General features: G+C 60.5%; 16 protein-coding genes and 1 pseudogene. 10 read left to right on the top strand and 7 right to left on the bottom strand.

The genetic code is table 11. The features are described from left to right. Nucleotides 1-13 precede the first annotated feature (13 nt). Nucleotides 14-1,408 (top strand): class II fumarate hydratase, encoded by a 1,395-nt coding sequence (locus ACZZ0K_RS05170; RefSeq protein WP_016770937.1) that lies wholly within the window; start codon nt 14-16, stop codon nt 1,406-1,408. 108 nt (nt 1,409-1,516) lie between these two features. Here the strand turns inward: ACZZ0K_RS05170 and ACZZ0K_RS05165 are convergent, their stop codons facing one another. Next, the gene (locus ACZZ0K_RS05165; protein WP_252878678.1) at nt 1,517-2,476 is read right to left on the bottom strand and encodes a DMT family transporter; all 960 of its coding nucleotides are present in this window, start codon (nt 2,474-2,476) and stop codon (nt 1,517-1,519) included. A 210-nt stretch (nt 2,477-2,686) separates the two neighbouring features. Between ACZZ0K_RS05165 and ACZZ0K_RS05160 the strand changes: the two genes are divergently transcribed. Continuing rightward, nucleotides 2,687-2,878: a DUF6316 family protein gene (locus tag ACZZ0K_RS05160; protein WP_252878679.1), complete on the top strand. Its 192-nt coding sequence runs from the start codon at nt 2,687-2,689 to the stop codon at nt 2,876-2,878. Nucleotides 2,879-2,994: 116 nt separating this feature from the next. Here ACZZ0K_RS05160 and ACZZ0K_RS05155 read toward each other — a convergent pair whose 3' ends face one another. Both ACZZ0K_RS05155 and pap read right to left on the bottom strand, forming a co-directional pair. After that, nucleotides 2,995-4,179 carry a thiolase family protein gene (locus tag ACZZ0K_RS05155; RefSeq protein WP_016770940.1) on the bottom strand — a complete coding sequence of 395 codons (1,185 nt, stop codon included), beginning with the start codon at nt 4,177-4,179 and terminating at the stop codon, nt 2,995-2,997. Between the two features lie 103 nt (nt 4,180-4,282). Beyond that, nucleotides 4,283-5,797 (bottom strand): polyphosphate:AMP phosphotransferase, encoded by a 1,515-nt coding sequence (gene pap / locus ACZZ0K_RS05150; protein ID WP_041478254.1) that lies wholly within the window; start codon nt 5,795-5,797, stop codon nt 4,283-4,285. Between the two features lie 226 nt (nt 5,798-6,023). On the opposite strand from pap, the gene mnmC reads away from it, so the two are divergent. Then, nucleotides 6,024-8,003, top strand: a complete 1,980-nt coding sequence (gene mnmC, locus ACZZ0K_RS05145; protein ID WP_258707050.1) for a bifunctional tRNA (5-methylaminomethyl-2-thiouridine)(34)-methyltransferase MnmC2/FAD-dependent 5-carboxymethylaminomethyl-2-thiouridine(34) oxidoreductase MnmC1 — start codon at nt 6,024-6,026, stop codon at nt 8,001-8,003. A gap of 3 nt (nt 8,004-8,006) precedes the next feature. Here mnmC and ACZZ0K_RS05140 read toward each other — a convergent pair whose 3' ends face one another. Beyond that, on the bottom strand, nt 8,007-9,485 hold the full coding sequence (locus ACZZ0K_RS05140) for an NEL-type E3 ubiquitin ligase domain-containing protein (protein WP_463559000.1): 1,479 nt from the start codon (nt 9,483-9,485) through the stop codon (nt 8,007-8,009). Continuing rightward, nucleotides 9,446-12,832, bottom strand: coding sequence for a dermonecrotic toxin domain-containing protein (locus ACZZ0K_RS05135; protein ID WP_463558999.1), 3,387 nt, complete (start codon nt 12,830-12,832; stop codon nt 9,446-9,448). Before ACZZ0K_RS05135 ends, ACZZ0K_RS05140 begins: the two co-directional genes overlap by 40 nt. 284 nt (nt 12,833-13,116) lie before the next feature. On the opposite strand from ACZZ0K_RS05135, the gene ACZZ0K_RS05130 reads away from it, so the two are divergent. The 7 genes and pseudogenes from ACZZ0K_RS05130 to ACZZ0K_RS05100 all read left to right on the top strand — a co-directional run bounded on the left by ACZZ0K_RS05130 (nt 13,117) and on the right by ACZZ0K_RS05100 (nt 21,176). Beyond that, nucleotides 13,117-14,202, top strand: a complete 1,086-nt coding sequence (locus ACZZ0K_RS05130) for an acyltransferase family protein (protein WP_252878683.1) — start codon at nt 13,117-13,119, stop codon at nt 14,200-14,202. Then, a complete protein-coding gene (locus ACZZ0K_RS05125) occupies nt 14,187-15,242 on the top strand; it encodes an SGNH/GDSL hydrolase family protein (RefSeq protein WP_463558998.1) in 1,056 nt (351 codons plus the stop codon). The genes ACZZ0K_RS05130 and ACZZ0K_RS05125 overlap by 16 nt, the downstream gene beginning before the upstream one ends. Nucleotides 15,243-15,448: 206 nt before the next feature. Next, a pseudogene (locus ACZZ0K_RS05120) lies at nt 15,449-15,853 on the top strand (site-specific integrase); the annotation flags it as partial. 38 nt (nt 15,854-15,891) lie between these two features. After that, nucleotides 15,892-17,664 (top strand): N-acetylglutaminylglutamine amidotransferase, encoded by a 1,773-nt coding sequence (locus ACZZ0K_RS05115; RefSeq protein WP_258707052.1) that lies wholly within the window; start codon nt 15,892-15,894, stop codon nt 17,662-17,664. A gap of 3 nt (nt 17,665-17,667) precedes the next feature. Continuing rightward, complete coding sequence (ngg, locus tag ACZZ0K_RS05110; protein ID WP_252884659.1) at nt 17,668-19,416, top strand: N-acetylglutaminylglutamine synthetase; 1,749 nt, start codon at nt 17,668-17,670, stop codon at nt 19,414-19,416. A 172-nt stretch (nt 19,417-19,588) separates the two neighbouring features. Then, on the top strand, nt 19,589-20,779 hold the full coding sequence (locus tag ACZZ0K_RS05105) for an osmoprotectant NAGGN system M42 family peptidase (protein ID WP_252878687.1): 1,191 nt from the start codon (nt 19,589-19,591) through the stop codon (nt 20,777-20,779). A 169-nt stretch (nt 20,780-20,948) separates the two neighbouring features. Beyond that, nucleotides 20,949-21,176, top strand: a complete 228-nt coding sequence (locus ACZZ0K_RS05100; protein WP_003172962.1) for a YheU family protein — start codon at nt 20,949-20,951, stop codon at nt 21,174-21,176. A 5-nt stretch (nt 21,177-21,181) separates the two neighbouring features. Here the strand turns inward: ACZZ0K_RS05100 and csrA are convergent, their stop codons facing one another. Continuing rightward, nucleotides 21,182-21,367 (bottom strand): carbon storage regulator CsrA, encoded by a 186-nt coding sequence (gene csrA / locus ACZZ0K_RS05095; protein WP_024013891.1) that lies wholly within the window; start codon nt 21,365-21,367, stop codon nt 21,182-21,184. A 133-nt stretch (nt 21,368-21,500) separates the two neighbouring features. Further along, nucleotides 21,501-21,833, bottom strand: coding sequence for a YnfA family protein (locus ACZZ0K_RS05090; RefSeq protein WP_016770946.1), 333 nt, complete (start codon nt 21,831-21,833; stop codon nt 21,501-21,503). Between the last annotated feature and the right edge of the window lie 58 nt (nt 21,834-21,891).

Below are 21,891 nucleotides of genomic sequence, written 5' to 3'. Positions count from 1 at the left end.
AGGAGTGTGCACGATGAGCCGTATCGAAACCGACAGCCTGGGCCAGATCGAGGTCCCGGACGACGCTTACTGGGGTGCTCAGACGCAACGCTCGCTGATCAACTTCGCCATTGGTCAGGAACGCATGCCGCTACCGGTGCTGCATGCCTTGGCGCTGATCAAGAAAGCCGCCGCGCGGGTCAACGACCGCAACGGCGACCTGCCGGCGGACATCGCTCGCCTGATCGAACAGGCCGCCGATGAAGTCCTCGCCGGCGAGCATGACGAGCAGTTCCCGCTGGTGGTCTGGCAGACCGGCAGCGGCACCCAGAGCAACATGAACGTCAACGAGGTGATCGCCGGTCGCGCCAACGAACTGGCCGGCAACCCGCGCGGCGGCAAGTCGCCGGTGCACCCGAACGATCACGTCAATCGCTCGCAAAGTTCCAACGACTGCTTCCCCACCGCCATGAGCATCGCCACCGCCAAAGCGGTGCAGGAACAACTGCTGCCGGCGATTGCCGAGCTGTCCGGCGGCCTTGCCGAACTGGCGGCGCGGCACATGAAACTGGTGAAGACCGGGCGCACGCACATGATGGACGCGACGCCAATCACCTTCGGTCAGGAATTGTCCGGCTTCATCGCGCAACTGGATTACGCCGAGCGCGCCATTCGCGCCGCGCTGCCGGCGGTCTGCGAACTGGCGCAGGGCGGCACTGCGGTCGGCACCGGGCTGAATTCGCCGCACGGCTTCGGCGAGGCGATTGCCGCCGAGCTGGCCGCGCTGTCCGGCTTGCCGTTCGTCACCGCGCCGAACAAGTTCGCTGCACTGGCCGGCCATGAGCCGCTGGTGACCCTGTCCGGCGCACTGAAAACCCTCGCCGTGGCCTTGATGAAAATCGCCAACGACTTGCGTCTGCTGGGCTCAGGTCCTCGCGCAGGTTTTGCTGAAGTGAAGCTGCCGGCCAACGAACCGGGCAGCTCGATCATGCCCGGCAAGGTCAACCCGACCCAATGCGAAGCGCTGTCGATGCTCGCCTGCCAGGTGCTCGGCAACGACGTGGCGATCGGATTTGCCGCCAGTCAGGGGCACTTGCAGTTGAACGTGTTCAAACCGGTGATCATTCACAATCTGCTGCAATCGATCCGTTTGCTTGGTGATGGCTGCAGCAACTTCCAGCAGCACTGCATCGCTGGGCTCGAACCGGATGCCGAGGTCATGGCCAAGCATCTGGAACGTGGGTTGATGCTGGTGACCGCGCTGAACCCGCACATCGGTTATGACAAGTCGGCGGAGATCGCCAAGAAGGCTTACAGCGAAGGGCTGACTTTGCGTGAGGCTGCGTTGCAGCTGGGTTATCTGACTGATGAAGAGTTCGATGCCTGGGTGCGCCCGGAGAACATGATCGAGGCCGGGGCCAAGGGCTGAGTCATGTAGCGCCTGAAAGTCCGTCTTCGCGAGCAGGCTCGCTCCCACAGGAAAATTGCATTGCAAAGTGGGAGCGAGCCTGCTCGCGAATACAGGCGCCGCCGATCGTCAGCCTGGCACAACCCTGGCCCGCCGCGCCCTGAGCCCGGCAATCAACGATGGCCCCAACGCCACCAGCGCCGAACCCAGCACCACCAGCACCGCCCCGCCATAGCCCAGCGCATTGATCTGCTCGGCATGCACATAGTCCGGCCAGATCCGCGCCGCAATCGCCACCGCAACAAATGTCACCAGCGGCGTGATCGCCAGCGTCGCACTGACTCGCGAGGCTTCCCAGTGCGCCAGCGCTTCGGCGAATGCGCCGTAAGCGATCAAGGTGTTCATGCAGCACGCCAGCAACAGCCAGCCCTGCCACGGGCTCAGGTTGAGCGCTTCCAGCGGATGTACCCACGGCGTCAGCAACAGCGCGCAGAACAGGTAGATCACCATCATCACCTGCAACGAATTCCACACCGTGAGCAATTGCTTCTGGCCCAGCGCATAAAAGGTCCACACCGTCGACGCCAGTAGCACCAACAACACGCCGGCGGTGTAATCGGACAGCGAAGTCAGCAGCTCGGCCAGGCGCTGATTGAAGAACAGGCCGAAGCCGATCAGCAACACCAGCAAGCCGATGCCCTGGCCAATGCTGAAGCGCTCCTTGAACACGAACAGACTGGCGATCAGCAGCATGATCGGACCCATTTGCACCACCAATTGCGCGGTGCCGGGGCTGAGCAGGTTGAGGCCCATCAGGTACAGCACGTAATTGCCGACCAGCCCCAGTACCGCCATCAGCACCAGCCAGCCGCCCTTCGGCCCGAGCACCTTGCGACTTGGCAGGCGCTTGACCGAAGCCAGATAAATGAAAAGGCAGCCGCCGGAAACCATCAGACGAAACCAGGTCACCGTGACCGGGTCCATCACCAGCAACACCTGTTTGAGCTTGATCGGCAGGATGCCCCACAGAAACGCGGTCAGCAGCGCCAGGAACAGTCCGTACACCCAGCGCCCCGATGAAATGTGCATGCGAACCTCAGAAGCCTGCTGACAAGGACACTCATTCTAGGCGTCCGGCTGCGCACAACACAGGGACAGTTGCCGCCAGGCCGCGAATGAAACTGTGCAGGTCGCAGCAGTAAACCGGCGCGCCGCCGTTGATCGGCCGGGCAGGCGCGCCAAGTGCTTCAGGCATAAGCTGATTGCAGACTTTTCAACGCATTGATCAGGGAGACCGACATGTACGCCATGCGCGCCGAGGACAGCGCCCCCGCCACCCGTTTTCGCAGCGACCGCGTGTGCCGGGTCAATGGCGAGCTGTATTTCAGCACCCGGGAAAATACCCTTGAGGGGCCGTTTGACGGTCAGGTGATCGAGCGGGAGATTCAGGCTTATGTAGCGCGGATGCAGCGGCAGGGTTCCAAGGGCTAACCGTGTTGATCCCATCGCTGGCAAGCCAGCTCCCACAGGATTTTTGACATATACAAAACCTGTGGGAGCTGGCTTGCCAGCGATGGCGATCTGACCGACGACAACGAACGGAGGATTCAGCGCACCGCCTCAAACAACCCGCTCGCTCCCATGCCGCCGCCCACACACATGGTGACGATGCCGTAACGCAGGTTGCGCCGCTGCAATTCCCGGATCAAATGCCCGACCTGACGCGAGCCGGTCATGCCGAACGGGTGGCCGATGGAAATCGAGCCGCCATTGACGTTGTATTTGTCGTTGTCGATCTCCAGCCGGTCGCGGCTGTACAGGCACTGCGAAGCAAACGCCTCGTTCAATTCCCACAGATCGATATCCGCTACCTGCAAGCCCTTCGCCTTGAGCAGTTTCGGCACCGAGAACACCGGGCCGATGCCCATTTCGTCCGGCTCGCAGCCGGCGACGGTGAAGCCACGGAAAAACGCTTTCGGTTTGAGCCCCAGCTCCAGCGCTTTGTCCAGACTCATCACCAGTGTCATCGAGGCACCGTCGGACAGCTGCGAGGAATTGCCCGCCGTTACCGAACCGTCGTCGGCGAACACCGGTTTCAGTCCGGCAAGGCTTTCGTAGGTGGTGTCCGGGCGGTTGCAGTCGTCGCGCTCGACGACGCCGTCGACAATCTGCACTTCACCGCTGTTCTTGTCCTCGACCCGATATTTCACCGCCATCGGCACGATTTCATCGTCGAACAGACCGGCAGCCTGGGCCTGCGCGGTACGGATCTGGCTTTGCAGCGCATAGCGATCCTGCGCCTCACGACTGACACCATAACGTCGTGCCACCACTTCGGCGGTCTGGCCCATGGTGTAGTAGATGCCGGGAGTCTGTTGCTTGAGCAGCGGGTTGATCAGGTGATCGGTGTTGACGCTCTTCAGGGTCAGGCTGATCGACTCGACGCCGCCGGCGACGATGATGTCGCTGCAACCGGAGGCGATCTGGTTGGCGGCAATCGCGATCGCCTGCAAACCCGACGAGCAGAAACGGTTGAGGGTCATGCCGGCAGTGCCGGTACCCAGGCGCGACAGTACCGCGACGTTGCGGCCGATGTTGTAGCCCTGCGCGCCCTCGTTGGAGCCGGCGCCGACGATGCAGTCCTCGACGCTGGCCGGGTCGATATCGTTGCGGGTCAGCAGGGCATTGACGCAGTGGGCCGCCATGTCATCGGGGCGGGTCTGGTTGAACTTGCCGCGAAAGGATTTGGCCAGGCCGGTCCGCACGCTGTCGACGATCACCACTTCACGCATGGCATACCTCATTGTTGTTGTCGGTTGAGAGTGGACCTGAGCATAAGTCCACCTTCTTGCCGACCGCGAGGATCATTCACCCGGCGTATGCGCGGCCATCGCTTCAGTCCTTGTGCTTTTTGGCCTTCTTGTCGGATTTCTCGAACGCGTCTTCCAGCGCGCGGTTGATCGTGCGCAACACTTTCACCCGTGCCCAGCGTTTATCGTTAGCCTCGACCAGCGTCCACGGCGCGATCTCTGTGCTGGTGCGATCGACCATGTCGCCGACCGCCCGGCGATAGTCGTCCCACTTTTCCCGATTGCGCCAGTCGTCCTCGGTGATTTTGAAGCGCTTGAAGGAAATCTCCTCGCGCTCCTGAAAGCGCTCCATCTGCGTGTCCTTGTCGATCGCCAGCCAGAACTTGACCACGATGACGCCGGCATCGGCCAGTTGCTCTTCGAAGTCATTGATTTCGCCGTAGGCGCGCAGCCAGTCGGCCGGGGTGCAGAAGCCCTCGATCCGCTCGACCAGCACCCGTCCGTACCAGGAGCGGTCGAACACGGTGAATTTGCCCCGCGCCGGGAGGTGTCGCCAGAACCGCCACAGATACGGTTGTGCGCGCTCTTCTTCGGTCGGTGCGGCAATCGGGACGATGCTGTACTGACGCGGATCGAGCGCCGCTGCCACGCGGCGAATCGCCCCGCCCTTGCCCGCCGCGTCGTTACCCTCGAACACCGCGATCAGCGCATGGCGACGCATTCGTTTGTCGCGCATCAGCCCGGACAGGCGCGCCTGCTCGGTGATCAGTTGTTCTTCATAGTCTTTCTTGTCCAGACGCTGCGTCAGGTCGAGGCTGTCGAGCAGGTTCAACTGATCGACCGGCGTACCCAGCGGCGCGGCACTGACTTCGTGAGGATTGACGTCGGCACGCTTGAGCGCGTTTTGCAGACCTTCGAGGAGAATCTTGCCCACCGCCAGGCTGCGGTAATTGGCATCGACGCCTTCGATGACATGCCACGGCGCGTAATCGCGGCTGGTGCGGCGCAGCACCCGCTCGCCGTATTTGACGAACTTGTCGTAGGTCTGCGATTGCTGCCAGTCCAGCGGACTGATGCGCCAACTGTGCAGCGGATCGTCGGCCAGTGATTTGAGCCGCGCCTTCATCTGCTTCTTGGACAGGTGAAACCAGAACTTGAAGATCAACGCGCCTTCATCGCAGAGCATTTTCTCCAGACGCTCAGCGCCGGCGATGGCCTGGTCCAGACGCGGATCCTTGAACAGCCCATGCACCCGGCCCTGGAGCATCTGGCTGTACCAGTTGCCGAAGAACACGCCCATCCGCCCCTTGGCCGGCAGCATCCGCCAGTAGCGCCAGGCCGGTGGCCGCGCCAGTTCTTCATCGGTCTGCTGGTCGAAGGTGCGCACTTCGATCAGGCGCGGGTCCATCCATTCATTGAGCAGCTTGACCGTCTCGCCCTTGCCCGCCCCTTCGATGCCGTTGATCAGGATGATCACCGGAAAGCGCTTCTGCTGCTGCAACTCGAACTGCGCTTCCAGCAAGGCTTCACGCAGCGCAGGGACGGCCGCCTCGTAAGTGTCTTTGTCGATGGCGTGACCGATTTCAGCGGATTCAAACATGGGACGGCTCCTTCCAGGGTTCAGCAAGACTAGCGGATGATTACAGCACCTGAACAGATCGCAGCCTTCGGCAGCTCCTACATTTGCAATGCGTTTCCCTGTAGGAGCTGCCGAAGGCTGCGATCTTTGAAATTTTCCCTGACACGCCCAAATCCCGTCTTGTGCTGGATCAGGCAGCTCGCGCGCGATCGGCTAGAATGGCCGCCTTGTGTTTGCCGAGCCTGCCATGAAAGCCGAAATGCCCCACGCCCAACTCGACTGGGACGACCAGGGACGCCCACGTTCGCGGGTGTTCGATGACGTGTATTTTTCCGACCAGTCGGGGCTGGAGGAAACCCGTTACGTGTTTCTCGAACAGAACCGTCTGGCCGAGCGTTTCGCTGCGCTGCCGGCGGATGGACGTCTGGTGATTGGCGAAACCGGTTTCGGCACCGGGTTGAATTTTCTCTGTGCCTGGCAGTTGTTCGAACAGCACGCGGTGGCCGGCGCGCGCTTGCATTTTGTCAGCGTCGAGAAGTACCCGCTGGCGCCTGCGGATCTGCGCCGAGCCTTGGCACTGTGGCCAGAACTCATGCCGTTGGCGGATCAGTTGCTCAGGCATTACGTGGCGATTCATCAAGGCTTTCAACGCATCACTCTGGCCAACGGCCGCGTGACGCTGACCTTGCTGATCGGCGATGCGCTGGAGCAACTGCCGCAACTCGATGCACAGATCGACGCGTGGTTTCTCGACGGTTTCGCCCCGGCGAAAAATCCGGACATGTGGACTGCTGAACTGTTCGTCGAACTGGCGCGGCTGGCTGCGCCGGGCTCGACCATCAGCACTTTCACCAGCACCGGTTGGGTCCGCCGTCTGCTCAACGCTGCCGGGTTCAAGATGAAGCGCACGCCGGGCATCGGCCACAAGTGGGAAATCCTGCGTGGCGAGTTTCTCGGCTGGCCCGCCGAGGTGGCGGCGCCCATACCGGCGAAACCCTGGTTCGCCCGCCCTGCTCCGTTATGCGGTGAACGCCGGGCGATCGTGATCGGCGCCGGCCTGGCTGGCTGCGCGACAGCGTCGAGCCTGGCGGCGCGCGGCTGGCAAGTGAGTCTGCTGGAGCGTCACACGGCCGTCGCGCAAGAAGCCTCGGGCAACCCGCAAGGCGTGCTCTATCTTAAGCTGTCCGCCCATGGCACGGCGTTGTCGCAGTCGATCGTCAGCGGCTTCGGTTACACCCGGCGCCTGCTGGAAAGCCTGCAACGCGGCAGCGACTGGGATGACTGCGGCGTGCTGCAACTGGCGTTCAACGCCAAGGAAGCCGAGCGCCACGCGCAACTGGCGGCGGCATTCCCGGAAGATCTTTTGCAGTGGCTGGAGCAACCTGAAGCCCAGGCCCGCGCCGGTGTCGGCGTGGCCCACGGCGGCTTGTTCTACCCCGAAGGCGGCTGGGTGCATCCGCCGGCGTTGTGTCAGGCCCAGGCGACCCACACCAACATTGAGTTGCTCAGCCATCACGAAGCTTTGGAACTGCGCAAAGTCGCAGACCTGTGGCAAGCCTTCGACGGCGAACGTTTGCTCGCCAGTGCGCCGGTGGTGATCCTGGCCGGAGCCGCCGAAATCAAACGTTTTGCCCAGAGTGCCGACCTACCGCTCAAGCGCATTCGCGGCCAAATCACGCGTCTGGCCGAGACTGCAGAAAGTCATGCGCTGGCTACCGTGGTGTGCGCCGAGGGCTACGTCGCCCCGGCGCGTCTGGGCGAGCACACCCTGGGCGCCAGTTTCGACTTCAACAATGACGATCTGACGCCCACGACTGCCGAGCACCAAGGCAATCTGGCGATGCTCGAAGAAATTTCCAGCGACCTGCTGACACGCCTGAACATCAGCGAGCAGCCACTTGCGAACCTTGAGGGCCGGGCAGCTTTCCGCTGCACCAGCCCCGATTACCTGCCGATTGTCGGCCCGCTCGCTGATCTGCAAACCTTCAATCAGACCTACGCAGCGTTGAGCAAAGACGCCCGGCAAGTACCGGACCTCGCCTGCCCGTGGCTCGATGGTCTGTACGTCAACAGCGGCCACGGTTCTCGCGGGCTGATCACCGCGCCGCTGTCCGGCGAGCTGCTTGCCGCGTGGCTGGACAACGAGCCGCTGCCGTTGCCACGCAGCGTGGCCGAAGCCTGCCATCCCAATCGTTTCGCCTTACGGCAGTTGATTCGCGGCAAGTGAATTTCACGTATCGGGCATTTCGCAGATGCCCAGATCCATCAGCCGTATCGCGTCTTCCGTCAGGCTCTTGAACAGCACGTCTTCAGCCTGGTCCTTTTCAAGCTTGAGTGCCTGGTTCTGACTCAAATAATCGCCAGAGGGCAGCGTGTCCTTCTTGTCGAACAGTGCGCTCATTTGCGGGTCGTACAGGTCATCGATCAGCGCAAACTTGCGGACAAATATGCGTCGCAGATAGTCACGCCAGAACGTTCGCCCCTGCATGTATTCCAGCCATTGCGGGGAGAGTTCAGCGGTGAAGACGCGATTTTTTGCGACCTCAAGATCAGCGGCCGTCACGCCACTCTGGGCACTGAACAGCATATCTTTCGGTTGACCGCGCAGTCCCAGCGCATCGGTGAGACCGATGCGGTAAGCGAGGTTCATTTCCAGCGCATCGACCTTTGGCGCCCGGAGCGAATGCTCCCGGGCGATTTCTTCCAGCCTGTCCAGCCGGAACAGACTGCGGCCCAGTTCCAACAGCGCCTTGGCAGTGCCCCTGCTCCCGCTTGCAGCCCTGCTCACCCGCTCGACTTCCACTGCGACTTCAAGGCGGCTGAAAACCAGCGCCGCGTTATCGGTGCAGTGCAGCGGATCGGCCGCGATGTCGAGCAGTTGACGGCCCAGCGGCTCGTCAGCTTCCGCCGCCTTCAGTACCGCCCAGACGCGTCGCTGCATGTCAGCGCTGCCCTGTTTGCCGTCTGCGGTATCGCCCAGTTGCGCCAGCAAAGTGAACAAGCCTTCGGCCGTCCGCTCGCTGCGCAATGCCGCCCAGATGCGCGACTGCTCTGCCCACTCTTCGCCACTGACCTTCGTCAACCAGAGCGAGCGCGCCGTTTGCTCGTTCATCCGTGCGATGTCATCGGCGACATAGTCCATCCCAACGCCGAAATTATCGCGATAGTTCTCCAGATGCGTTTTGGCCGTTTCCGAAAAGGGGTTCAGCCCAAGCTTGAGTGCGCCGGTGAAACGTCGTGATTTCTCGAACAACCACTCGGGCAGCTCCGTGATGCTGTTGGCGCTCAGATCCATCAGTTCAATGTGCGCAGAATGGTCGAGGCCTTCTGGCAGTTCGGTGATGCCGGTATCGTTCAGCGACAAGCGACGCAGTTGCGACATTCGGCTGAAATCCGGGGTGGCACCCAACGGATTCTTGTCCAGATTCAGGTAGCGTAAAGTGCTCAGCCTGTTCAGCTTCGCCAGGGTCTGCTCGGTGAGCTTGAGCTGATTGTTTGCCAGGCTCAGCCGTTGCAGACGCGGCATGTGCGACAACATTTCAGGCAGCCGGGTGATCGCGTTGCTGCCCAGTTCCAGCGAGTCGAGCTGTTTGAAGGACTTGAGGAAGTACGCCACATCATCCCCCAGCGCCATGTTCCGCATCGACAATTGCTCGACATGGTCGAAGCTCACCGACGACGGTAACGTCGGCACCTTACCGATGCGCATGCCGTCAAGGTCAAGGGTACAGAGGTTTTTCCCTCTTCGTTGGTGGCCCAATGAAAGCGTCGAAACGCTTCTTCGATCAGCTCGGCGGCCATTTTCCGACTGTGCCGCGCTTCAGCCAGATCGCCCCCCATGGCTTGCAGCGCGGCGGCATCTTCACTCCAGACAAACAGCGCGTCACGCAGGGTTTGCAGGTCCTGACGCAGGGCTTTGATGCGGGTCGCACGGCTCAGCGGATCATCGCCCAGTGCATCGAGCAATTGACTGAGCTGCGGCTCGCTCAGACGCGGATAAAGCCTGCGCGCTTTGCGCAGCAGTGTGCGTGAATGAGCTGTCGCGGGAACCTGATCGCCTTGCACGCAGGCCGGCTCGACGGGAAGTGATTCCGTACTGCCGCCGCGCAATGCCCGCGCAGTGCCCTCGCGTTCGTCGAGGGCAACGTTGAGCAGCTTTTTGCGTAACTGTTGCGTACTGACCTGTCCGGTATCGGCAAACCCGAGTGCGGTCCGCTGACGTGGCGGCAATGCCTTGAGGATGGCCATGTACAAAGCGTCGGGGCCGGATGCCACCTTGCCCAAGGATTTTTTGTCGCCGCCAAACGCCTCATAGCCCTGCGTGGACTTCACCAGATAGCCGGTATTTTCCGAGGTCGCCGACCCATCGCCGATGTCTTCGAGTATCGGTCCGGTCAAGGCCTTGTCGCGGACTTGCAGACGCAGCTGCGCGTTCCAGCCGCTGAGGCGCGGCAGTAATTTCATGGCCAGCCTGTCGGTGTCGGCATTGGCCAGCCACGACCAGTGCAACCCGCTCAGCGCCCGGTCAAGCCTGACCTCGGCAATGCCGGCCCGAGCCCGCTGTCCCAACCGCAAGGGCGCGCTCCCGGTCGAGCGCAAGTGCAGGCGCTCGACAGTCGAAGCGCGGTCGATCAGCCTTTGACCATCACGCGCCGAAATGTCGGCGAAGACCTGGCGTAATTTGCCCAGATCCTGCGCATCACTGTGGTCATAGCGCTTGTACATCCGCTCGAACGCCGCGCGGTAATCGGATTTGAGCGCAGCACCCAGTTTTCTTGCCAGCCCAGTGGCTTGCGTGCTTTTCGCGACTTTGCCGCCGAGCAAGGCCCCGACTTCATGCTCGTAGAGGCCATCGATGACGGTTTGCAGCAAGCGCCCGAGTGCCAACTGGCCTTGGGTGACCGGCACTCCCAGGGTTTCGTCGAGCGTGCTGTTTGCAGGATAAGTGGTTTCGACGTCTCCTTCATGACCGATGACCTCAAGGTATCGGTCAGTCGGCCAGCCCGGCAGTTGCGTCAAGGCGTGCATCTGTTCTTCAAGAGGTTGCTCGGAGTGGATCTCGCCGTTTTCCAGTTCCGTGGTCAACTCACGCAGCTGGCGCTCGATGCGCACGCGCTCGACGGTATCGCGCAGGCGTACCGGCAGGCTCAGATTGTCGTTGAAGGTCTCCAGCAAGGTCTGCTGCGAGGTGTTGCTCAGCCGGCGAAGGATGTCCAGGTCGCTGTCGGCAAATTCGCTCAACTGCGGATCGATGCGCTTGAGCGTGTAGGCGCTGCTGCCCCATTCTTCGGGCTGTTCAGCGGGGAACCGCCAGCCGCCCTCGACGTGGCGGATCAATTCCGGAGCATAGGCTTGTGCGCGTGCGGGGTGTTCCAGGCGCCAGTGCTGAGTGTCGATATCAAAGTTGCCCGCCAACAGGCGGTGCTCGAAGCGGGCGATGGTCTTGTTGCCGATCTGGTAGAACTCCTTTGAACCGGCACCGATGGTGAATCCGGCCGGCAAAGCATGCTCGTACGGGCTCAAATCGGACTTCCACAGGCGTGGCTTGCCGGCCCGATCGAGTATCGCGGTGAACTGCGCGAAGAACTCCGGATGCGCGCGCAGCAGCTTTTTGCCCACAGTTCCCAGCACCTTCTGACCGCCGGCGAAAACGCCCATCAATGCGATGTTCTCTACCACACTGAGCAGATGTGACAGTGCTTCCTGATGATCACCGCGACGCCAGTCCGCGACGCCGTCATACACTTCACCGAGCAATTGCCCGACCGCGACGCCCATCATCAATTGCCCCAGGACCGGCACGAACAGCCCCGCCACCGATGCCACAGTCACCCCGCGCTGAACGAAATCCAACAGGCGTTTCTGTCGGATCTCTTCATCGATATCAGCGGTTGGCACCGCCAGTTTGCGCGCGTCGATCTGCAACTTGCCGACATGGCTTTGCACCATGAAATCAAAAAGCGCCACATTGATCGGCCATTGTTCGACGACGCCCAGATCGGGTTTCTCAGCCAACGCCTTGAAGAAGTCAGCCTTGTCATCTTCATCGAGGCTGCCGGCGAAATACCCCTGATATTCCGTGCTCTTGAGTTGTTGCGCGAGGTAGCGCTTGAACGCATTGAAACTCGGGTACTCATACACGGCGCGCTCGGGCTCGCCGGGCATATACACCATGCATCCGTCCTCAGGGTGTTGTTCCACGGAGCGTTTGGAAAATACCACCACGCCCCAAACGCAGCTGTCGAGGATTCTGATGCCCTGCATGATCATCGGGTCTTTGCCGTAGCGCAGGTGCTGCGCCGAAGCGACGCCTTCGGCCAGCATCAGATCCTGCAGCATGCGCAAACCAGCTGCGGTGATATCGCCCTTGAGCTCCGCAAGATGAGCGTCCAGCTCCAGCAGCGATTGCTTCAATGCGGCGATATTGCGGGTCATGGCACTGGTCGCCACGACTTTGCCGCAGTCCTCACGCAGACCGAACACTTGCTGCAGATGCTCCTGGTATTTCTTGCCCAGATCCAGCTTGCGGCACATCGTTGCAAACGCTGCCGGCGTCAGATCCTTCACGCCAGCGGGCACACTCTTGACGCGCACCAGGCTGCCGGCGGGGAAACCGTCGGCCTGCTCCTCGTCTGCGGTGAAGTTTTGCATGGCTGCCTGCAACAGGCTTTGCGTCGCGTGTCTGACCAAGCCGACATCGGCCTGAACCGTCGCCTTCACATCGCAGCCACAATCGACGCCGGGCAGGCTGAGCAGATCCTCGCTCACGTCATAGACCGCTGGCCATTTCTCGCTCAGCGCCGCGTTAAGTTCGCTGATGCAGAAGCTGTGCAATGGTTTGAGCCGGGTCAGATCCTTGTCGACTTTGACTTGCAGGGTGTGCAGTTCACGATTGATTTCGTCCAGCTTGTTCAGCGTGGCCGCAGAAGCCGTGAGCAGATGCGCCGGCAGGCTTTTTTCCAGGCTTTCAGCGGTATCGAGGTCACCGGTCGCGTCGTACAAGGTGCTCAGGACCGGGGCCTGAATCTGTGGATTTGTCTTGTCTTGGGTGGGCATGGCAATAGTCCTTTATTGCGATTTGAAGCCTCGACCTTATCGGCGTCGACCGGCCATTAACAGTTCAAATACCTGTGCAATATTCGGCAAATACCAACGCTTTTTCGCATGGGAAAAACAGCCCTGTACCACCTCGCAGGAATAAACCTGCCGATGCGCTCACTACAAGGCGCCAGTTCTAATTCGCGCGGTTTTCACGAAACCACAAATGATATGGCGCGCATTCATTCTGCCGTTTAAACTTCGCGCCCTTCTACAAGCGCACACTTCCCGAGCACGGACGAATGATAAAAAACATCCAGTACCTGCGCTTTATCGCGGCGTTTCTCGTCGTCTGCGCCCACGCGAACCTTCAGATTTATGGCGTGCCTTCGAGCGTGACCAACCTCGGCGGCTTTGGTGTCGACATCTTTTTCATCATCAGTGGTTTCATCATGCCGTTCATTCTGTACGGCGGTTTGTACAGAATGGACTCGGTAGCACTAATGGGGCCGGCAAGCTTCATGTGGCGCCGGATCACCCGGATATGGCCGATGTACTGCTTCACCATCAGTGTGGTGGTGTTCGTTTCATGGCTGGTCATGAACGGCAAGATCGATAATGTCACCAACGACCTGGCCTATTTTTTCAACGGCTCCAAGATGGACTGGGCCTGGTATGTGCAAACACTGACATTCACTCATTGGACGCGCCCTCCGATTCTCGGCATCGGATGGACACTGCAAGTAGAGTTCATGTTTTACACCGCCATTGCCGTCGTACTGTTGTTCCGCGCACAGACACTGGCGACTTTGGAAGTGGGTCTGATCGTTTTCTTCTTTGCCGCCATGCTGCTCGCTTCCAATACGCATGTTGGCGCGGTAGCAACAACATTCGCAAACCCGATGATTGTTGAGTTCATGCTCGGCATCTTCCTTTACCGTTTGGTTTCGGGCGGCACACTCATGCCCAGAAGCGTGGCCATTGCGGTTGCTGTGCTCGCAATCCCCCTGTTCCTGTTTGTCGAGCACAACGGGCTGATCAACATTCCCGGCCTGCTTTATCGCCCGGTTGCCTGGGGCATGCCTGCATTCCTTCTCGTCTGGGCAGCGCTGAGCCTTGAACGGGAAACCAAAGAATCAAAGGTTTTCGGCTTGCTCGGCGATGCGTCCTACAGCCTGTACCTTGTCCACGGTTTCGTTGCGCCATTGTTCCTGTTCTTCTGGATGCGCGCGGGGCTCGATCAAACTTTCAACGTCTGGATCTATCTGGCCTGCTACCTGTTCGTGTGCCATACCGCCGGTATTTCCGCTCACCTCTTTATTGAAAAGCCATTGAATACGGCAATCAGAAAATACACGCGAGCAAAGCCTAAATGCGTTACCTCCTGACTTCCCTGGTGCTGGTTATTGCTGGCACCGCTAATGCTGCAAATGGTCCTGACGGCGTTCCTATCGAGGAAAACTTTCAGTCCTGCAACAATCTTGATTGTGGGGCGGCGGTAGTCAGCAAATTCCACACCGACAAGCATGCCCTGACCGGAACTACTGTTTTTGGTGAAACCTTTTATACAGAGGACGGTGGCTCCAACTTTGTCCGGACGATGTTTGCCCCCAAGAAAATTCGCATGGTCTATAACCCCGCGAACGGCCAAGTATTCAAGCCGATGGTCGACTACATACCGACGAAGGAAGGGATCAAGCTGACGCCAGGCAGCGCCATAAAGCGTGCGCCACGTGGCTATTCTCAGGAGATAACCGATAGTGACCGGAAGAACTATGGCGTTCGGGTCGCTACGGGCTTTCAGGATTTTCAGTACGCAATCACTTACGACAAGACCAAAATATTCGCCCCCAAAGCCATCGGAAACCTGGGCGGATTCAGGAGAGCTGTCGGGTCTGTCCCTCTTTCCATAACTTTCTTCGGAGACTCCATTACTGCCGGCGCCAATGCTACCAGCATCTACGCAGCACCCAATCAACCTGGCTACACAGGCCTTGTAATGGCGTATTTGAATAACAGATACCCATCGATGTTTGAGTCGCGCAATAACGCAGTCGGCGGCTGGAGTTCTATCAACGCAGTGTCCGCCGTTGAATATCGCGTCAACGATAAAAAGTCAGACCTTGTGGTGTTGGCCTTCGGGATGAACGACGGCGGCGTATTCGCACCTGACGAATACAAGAAAAACATGCAGACCGTGATTACTGCTATCAGAGCCAAACAACCAAGAGTGCCGATTCTTCTGGTGTCTCCACTACGGGCGAACCCTTTGACTTTTACTCAGAGGCGCTCAAACGTCACAGGATATCTGCCAGTGCTGAAACAGCTGGCCAAGCAAAACCCTTCTGTGGCGATAGCTGACATGACATCGGCATGGGACATGATGATGTCCAGGAAAACTATCTGGACGTCAGCGGAAATGGGCTGAATCACCCTAACGACTTCGGCCACCGGATTCTCGCCGAGGTGGTGCTGTCGGCCATGCTTGGCCCTAACTATTGATCAAGCGACCTTCGGAAAAACTTCACCATCCCTGCCGGAGTGTCCGATTGCGTTGCTGCCGTTTCAAGGCCGGCGCTTGCGGCGTCAACGACCTTCTGCGCCACGCGGTGATGATCAGAAAAGACCAAGACAAAGGTGTCGCGGGAAGTTTTATTGAACGATCGCGCTCTACAGGCACTCGAAAAAGCCAGACCTCTTACGGCGGCGCGCTCTGATTATGTTTTCGCGCCGGAAGGTTCGGATGATAAATCAGAGCTGTACATCCGATCCGAAACGGGGGCTAAGCGCTATTGGTTGACGGCGCTGCGCGAGGCGGGGATTCGATATCGCCGGATGTATGACACCAGGCACACCGACGCAATAATGTGTCTGATGTCCGGAATGAACCCGGCATTCATCGCCGCGCAACTCGGACATAGCGTCCAGGTTCTGCTTTCAACCTATGCCAAGTGGATCAGCTCCTCGAGCGATATTGTGGAGCTTGAAAAGCTGGATTTACCAAGAAAAGGTACAAATTTGGTACTCGACTCGAGGTAGATGCGCCTAGACCCAGCAGACACAAGGCCTTTTGGAATATGTGCGGATTAGCTGGCGAGTTACGTTTTGATCAACAACCTGCAGACCTTGCAGCGATCGAAAGAATCACCCATCACCTGGCCCCTCGCGGCCCTGACGCGTGGGGCTTCCATGCCCAGGGGCCGATTGCCCTGGGCCATCGACGCCTGAAAATCATGGACCTGTCGGACGGCTCGGCGCAGCCGATGATCGACAGCCAACTGGGCCTGTCCCTGGCGTTCAACGGTGCGATCTACAACTTTCCGGAATTGCGCGCAGAGCTTGAAGCGCTGGGTTATGCCTTCTATTCCGGTGGCGACACCGAAGTGCTGCTCAAAGGCTATCACGCCTGGGGCGAGGCGCTGCTGCCGAAGCTCAACGGCATGTTCGCCTTCGCCATATGGGAGCGCGATGCCCAGCGCCTGTTCATCGCTCGTGACCGTCTCGGCGTGAAGCCGTTGTACCTGTCGCGCACCGGCCAACGCTTGCGTTTTGCCTCGGCACTGCCGGCGCTGCTCAAGGGCGGCGATATCAACCCGATTCTTGATCCGGTGGCGCTCAATCACTATCTGAATTTCCACGCGGTCGTACCCGCGCCGCGCACCTTGCTGGCCGGTATCGAAAAACTGCCGCCCGCCACCTGGATGCGCGTTGAAGCCGATGGCCGCACCGAGCAGAAAACCTGGTGGACCCTGCCCTACGGCCCGAATGAAGACGAGAAAAACCTCAATCTGGAAGACTGGGTCGATCGCGTCCTCGACAGCACCCGCGAAGCGGTGGCGATTCGTCAGCGTGCGGCAGTGGATGTCGGGGTGTTGCTTTCCGGCGGTGTCGATTCGAGCATGCTCGTCGGCCTGTTGCGCGAAGTCGGTGTAGAGAATCTGTCGACCTTCTCCATTGGTTTCCAGGATGCCGGCGGCGAGCGCGGCGACGAATTCCAGTATTCCGACCTGATCGCCAAGCACTACGGCACGCGCCACCATCAGTTGCGCATCGACGAGAAAGAAATCATCGAGCAACTGCCCGCCGCGTTCCGGGCGATGAGCGAGCCGATGGTCAGCCACGACTGCATCGCTTTCTATCTGTTGTCCCGTGAAGTGGCCAAGCACTGCAAAGTGGTGCAGAGCGGCCAGGGCGCGGACGAACTGTTTGCCGGTTACCACTGGTATCCGCAGGTCGACGGCGCGGCGGACCCATACGCGGCCTACCGCGATGCGTTCTTCGATCGCAGCTACGACGACTACGCGGCGACTGTGCGGCCGAAATGGCTTGTCGACCACGATGCGGCGGGCGATTTCGTCAAACAGCACTTTGCCCAGCCCGGCGCCGAGGCTGCCGTGGACAAGGCGCTGCGCCTGGACAGCACGGTGATGCTGGTCGATGACCCGGTCAAACGCGTCGATAACATGACCATGGCCTGGGGCCTGGAAGCGCGTACGCCGTTTCTTGACTATCGACTGGTCGAACTGTCGGCGCGGGTGCCGGGTCAATTCAAGCTGCCCGATGGCGGCAAGCAAGTGCTGAAAGAAGCTGCGCGCCGGGTCATTCCAAGCGAAGTGATCGACCGCAAGAAAGGCTATTTCCCGGTGCCGGGTCTCAAGCACTTGCAGGGCGACACGCTCAACTGGGTGCGCGAACTGCTGCTGGATCCGAGCCAGGATCGCGGCCTGTTCAACCCGACCATGCTCGACAAGCTTCTGACTGATCCGCAAGGCCAACTGACCCCGTTGCGCGGTTCGAAACTGTGGCAACTGGCGGCCCTGAACCTGTGGCTCAGTGAACAAGGAATCTGATTGATGAAACCCCATGCCACGTCCATCAACCAGCGCCTGTTGCGTGGTCAGGCCCCCTCGTATGAACGTTTGCAGGCGCGCCTGGCCGAAGACGGCAGCGAGCCTGCCACCGCCCCGATTGCCGTACATTGCGGCTGGGGCCGGCTGCTGATCGGCCATACCTTTCCCGACCCGGCATCGCTCGCGCAGGAGCTGCTCAACGAGCAGCCCGGTGAACGCGATATCGCCCTGTATGTTGCCGCACCGCAGCAGATTCTCGGCCTCGAGCCGACGCAGCTGTTTCTCGATCCATCCGACACCCTGCGTTTATGGTTCAGCGATTACCGGCAGGCCACGCGGGTGTTTCGCGGCTTCCGCATTCGTCGTGCGCAAAGCGAAACCGACTGGCAGGGCATCAACCGTTTGTACCAGGCGCGCGGCATGTTGCCGATCGATCAGGAGCTGCTCACCCCACATCATCAGGGCGGCCCGGTGTACTGGCTGGCGGAAGACGAGGACAGCGGCGCGGTGATCGGCAGTGTCATGGGTCTCAATCATGAAAAAGCCTTCAACGACCCGGAACACGGCAGCAGCCTGTGGTGCCTGGCGGTCGACCCGCATTGCTCGCGCCCCGGCGTCGGCGAAGTGCTGGTGCGACATCTGGTCGAGCACTTCATGAGTCGTGGTCTGGCTTATCTGGATCTGTCGGTGCTGCACGACAACCGCCAGGCGAAAAACCTTTACGCCAAACTGGGTTTCCGCAACCTGCCGACGTTCGCCATCAAGCGCAAGAACGGCATCAACCAGCCGCTGTTTCTCGGCCCGGGCCCGGAGGCGAATTTCAATCCTTACGCGCGGATCATCGTCGAAGAAGCGCATCGGCGCGGTATCGACGTGCAAGTGGATGACGCCGACGCCGGGCTGTTCACCCTCAGCCACGGCGGCCGTCGCGTGCGTTGCCGCGAGTCGCTGAGCGACCTGACCAGTGCGATCAGCATGACCTTGTGCCAGGACAAAAGCCTGACCCACAAAGTGCTGAAAGGCGCAGGTCTGAAACTGCCCGCGCAGCAACTGGCGGGCAACGCCGACGACAACCTGGCCTTCCTCGATGAGCACCAACGGGTGGTGGTCAAGCCTCTCGATGGCGAACAGGGCCACGGCGTCGCGGTGGATCTGCGCACCATCGAAGAAGTGCAGAAGGCCATCGAAACCGCCAAGCAGTTTGACAGTCGCGTGCTGCTGGAAAGCTTCCACGAAGGCCTTGATCTGCGCATCGTGGTGATCGGTTTTGAAGTGGTAGCGGCGGCGATTCGCCGGCCGGCGGAAGTGGTTGGCGATGGTCAGCATTCGATCGGTGCGCTGATCGAAGCGCAGAGTCGCCGTCGGCAAGCGGCCACCAGCGGCGAAAGCAAGATCCCGCTCGACCACGAAACCCAACGCACGCTGCACGCGGCCGGTTACGACTACAGCAGCATCCTGCCGGCCGGCGAGCATCTGTTCGTGCGGCGCACGGCCAATCTGCACACTGGCGGTACGCTGGAAGACGTGACCGACATTCTTCATCCGACCCTGGTCGACGCGGCAGTGCGCGCGGCGCGGGCGCTGGACATTCCGATGGTCGGGCTCGATCTGATGGTGCCGGCGGCGGATCAGCCCGAGTACGTGTTCATCGAAGCCAACGAACGCGCCGGCCTGGCCAACCATGAACCGCAGCCGACGGCGGAGCGCTTTGTCGATCTGTTGTTTCCGCATAGTCAGCCGGCGATCTCTTGATTACCCGGCGGCTGCACTGACGCCAAAGCTGGCAAGCCAGCTCCCACAGTTCCCGCGGTATACACAACACTGTGGGAGCTGGCTTGCCAGCGATGAGGACCGATCAGGCGCCACAAATCTTTCTCTCATCGAAACCATCGGTGTGCTCAACCCATCAGGAGTTTCCATGACCATGACCACACAAATCCCTGAACCGGATCTGGCTTACCTGCAAAAAGTCCTGCTGGAAATGCTCGCCATTCCCAGCCCGACCGGGTTCACCGACACCATCGTGCGCTACGTCGCCGAGCGTCTCGAAGAGCTGGGCATTCCGTTTGAAATGACCCGGCGCGGGACCATCCGCGCGACGTTGAAGGGCAAAAAGAGCAGCCCTGACCGCGCGGTGTCTGCGCACCTGGACACCATCGGCGCTGCTGTGCGTGCGGTGAAAGACAACGGTCGCCTGACCCTAGCCCCGGTCGGCTGCTGGTCGAGTCGCTTTGCCGAGGGTAGCCGGGTCAGCCTGTTTACCGACACCGGGGTGATTCGCGGCAGCGTGTTGCCGCTGATGGCGTCCGGGCATGCGTTCAACACCCAGGTCGATGAAATGCCGATCAGTTGGGACCACGTCGAACTGCGTCTGGATGCCTACTGCACGACCAAAGCCGATTGCGAATCGCTGGGCATCCATGTCGGCGACGTGGTGGCCTTCGATCCGCTGCCGGAGTTCACTGAAAGCGGCCATATCAGTGCTCGCCACCTCGACGACAAGGCCGGCGTCGCGGCACTGCTCGCTGCCCTGAAGGCAATTGTCGACAGCGGCCAGGAACTGAACATCGATTGCCATCCACTGTTCACCATCACCGAGGAAACCGGCAGCGGTGCAGCGGCGGCATTGCCGTGGGACGTCAGCGAATTTGTCGGCATCGACATCGCACCGGTCGCCCCCGGCCAGCATTCCAGCGAACACGCGGTGAGCGTGGCAATGCAGGATTCGGGCGGGCCGTATGACTATCACCTGTCGCGGCATCTGTTGCGTCTGGCCGATGAACACGAATTGCCGGTGCGCCGTGACATGTTCCGCTATTACTTCAGCGATGCGCACTCGGCGGTCACCGCCGGCCACGATATTCGCACCGCCCTGCTCGCTTTCGGCTGCGATGCCACGCATGGCTACGAACGCACGCACATCGACAGCCTGGCGGCGCTCAGCCGTTTGCTCGGCGCGTACATTCTGAGCCCGCCGGTCTTTGCCAGCGATGCGGCGCCGGCCAATGCCTCACTGGATCGCTTCAGCCATCAGATCGAGCATGACACGCAGATGGAAAGCGAAACCCGGGTGCCGCCGGTGGACAGTCTGGTGGGGCAGCGTTCTGAAAGTTGAGCCTTCGGTGAACAGATAATCGCCTTCGCGAGCAGGCTCGCTCCCACAGGGATCGCATTTCAAAGGTGGGAGCGAGCCTGCTCGCGAATTGGCAGGCACGGCCAATACAAAACTGGCAGGCAAAACCCATTCCCCGTAGCATCCCGACATTGATTTGACCGAGGTGCCCATGCTCATTCCCCACGACGCGCTTGAAGTCGACACCCTCACCCGCCTGATCGAGGATTTCGTCACCCGCGACGGTACCGACAACGGCGATGACACCCCGCTGGAAACCCGCGTCCTGCGCGTGCGTCAGGCACTGACCAAAGGCCAGGCATTGATCGTGTTCGATCCGGAAAGCGAGCAGTGCCAGCTGATGCTCAAGCACGACGTACCCAAGCATCTGTTCGACTGAAGCCGTCAGCCAGCCTTCGCCGCAGCCTCCTTGCGCTTGATCCGGTCATAGACCTCGGCGCGGTGTACATGGACCTTTTTCGGCGCCTCGACGCCGAAGCGCACGCTGGAGCCGTTGACCGACAGAACACGCAGGGTGATGTCGTCTCCGATTGAAATCAACTCACCGACCACACGGCTGAGTACAAGCATGGGATTCATCCTTCAGGACTGGCAAACCCTGAAGATGCGCGGCTTACAGCGTCTTCACAATCCACGACGAGCAAATCAGTCTTGCCCTACAGGCGCCCACGCCCGCAGCTGTCAGACGCTTCGCACAAAAGCCTCAGGCAGCGGAAAAGCGCGGCCCGAACAGAATGATGCTGGCACCGACCACGCACAGGGCCATGCCGATCCAGTCCGAGCCCAGCGGACGCACCCGCTCGACCACCGCTAGCCAGCCAATCGAAGCAACGATGTAGATCCCGCCATACGCGGCATAGGCGCGCCCGGCGTAGGCCGCTTCAACACGGGTCAGCAACAGCGCGAACAGGGTCAGGCTGAGCAACGCGGGAATCACCCACAACGCGCTCTTGCCCTGGCGCAGCCACATGTAGAAGGCAAAACAGCCGGCGATTTCAAACAGCGCCGCAAGGAAGAACCACAAGTAATTGAGCATGGAGGCGTCTCGACAGGGTGACCGTGGCGGCCACCCTAACGACGCGGCGGGAATCGAA

The organism is Pseudomonas sp. AC255 (assembly GCF_979258175.1).
This window is presented reverse-complemented; position numbering and strand designations above follow the sequence as displayed.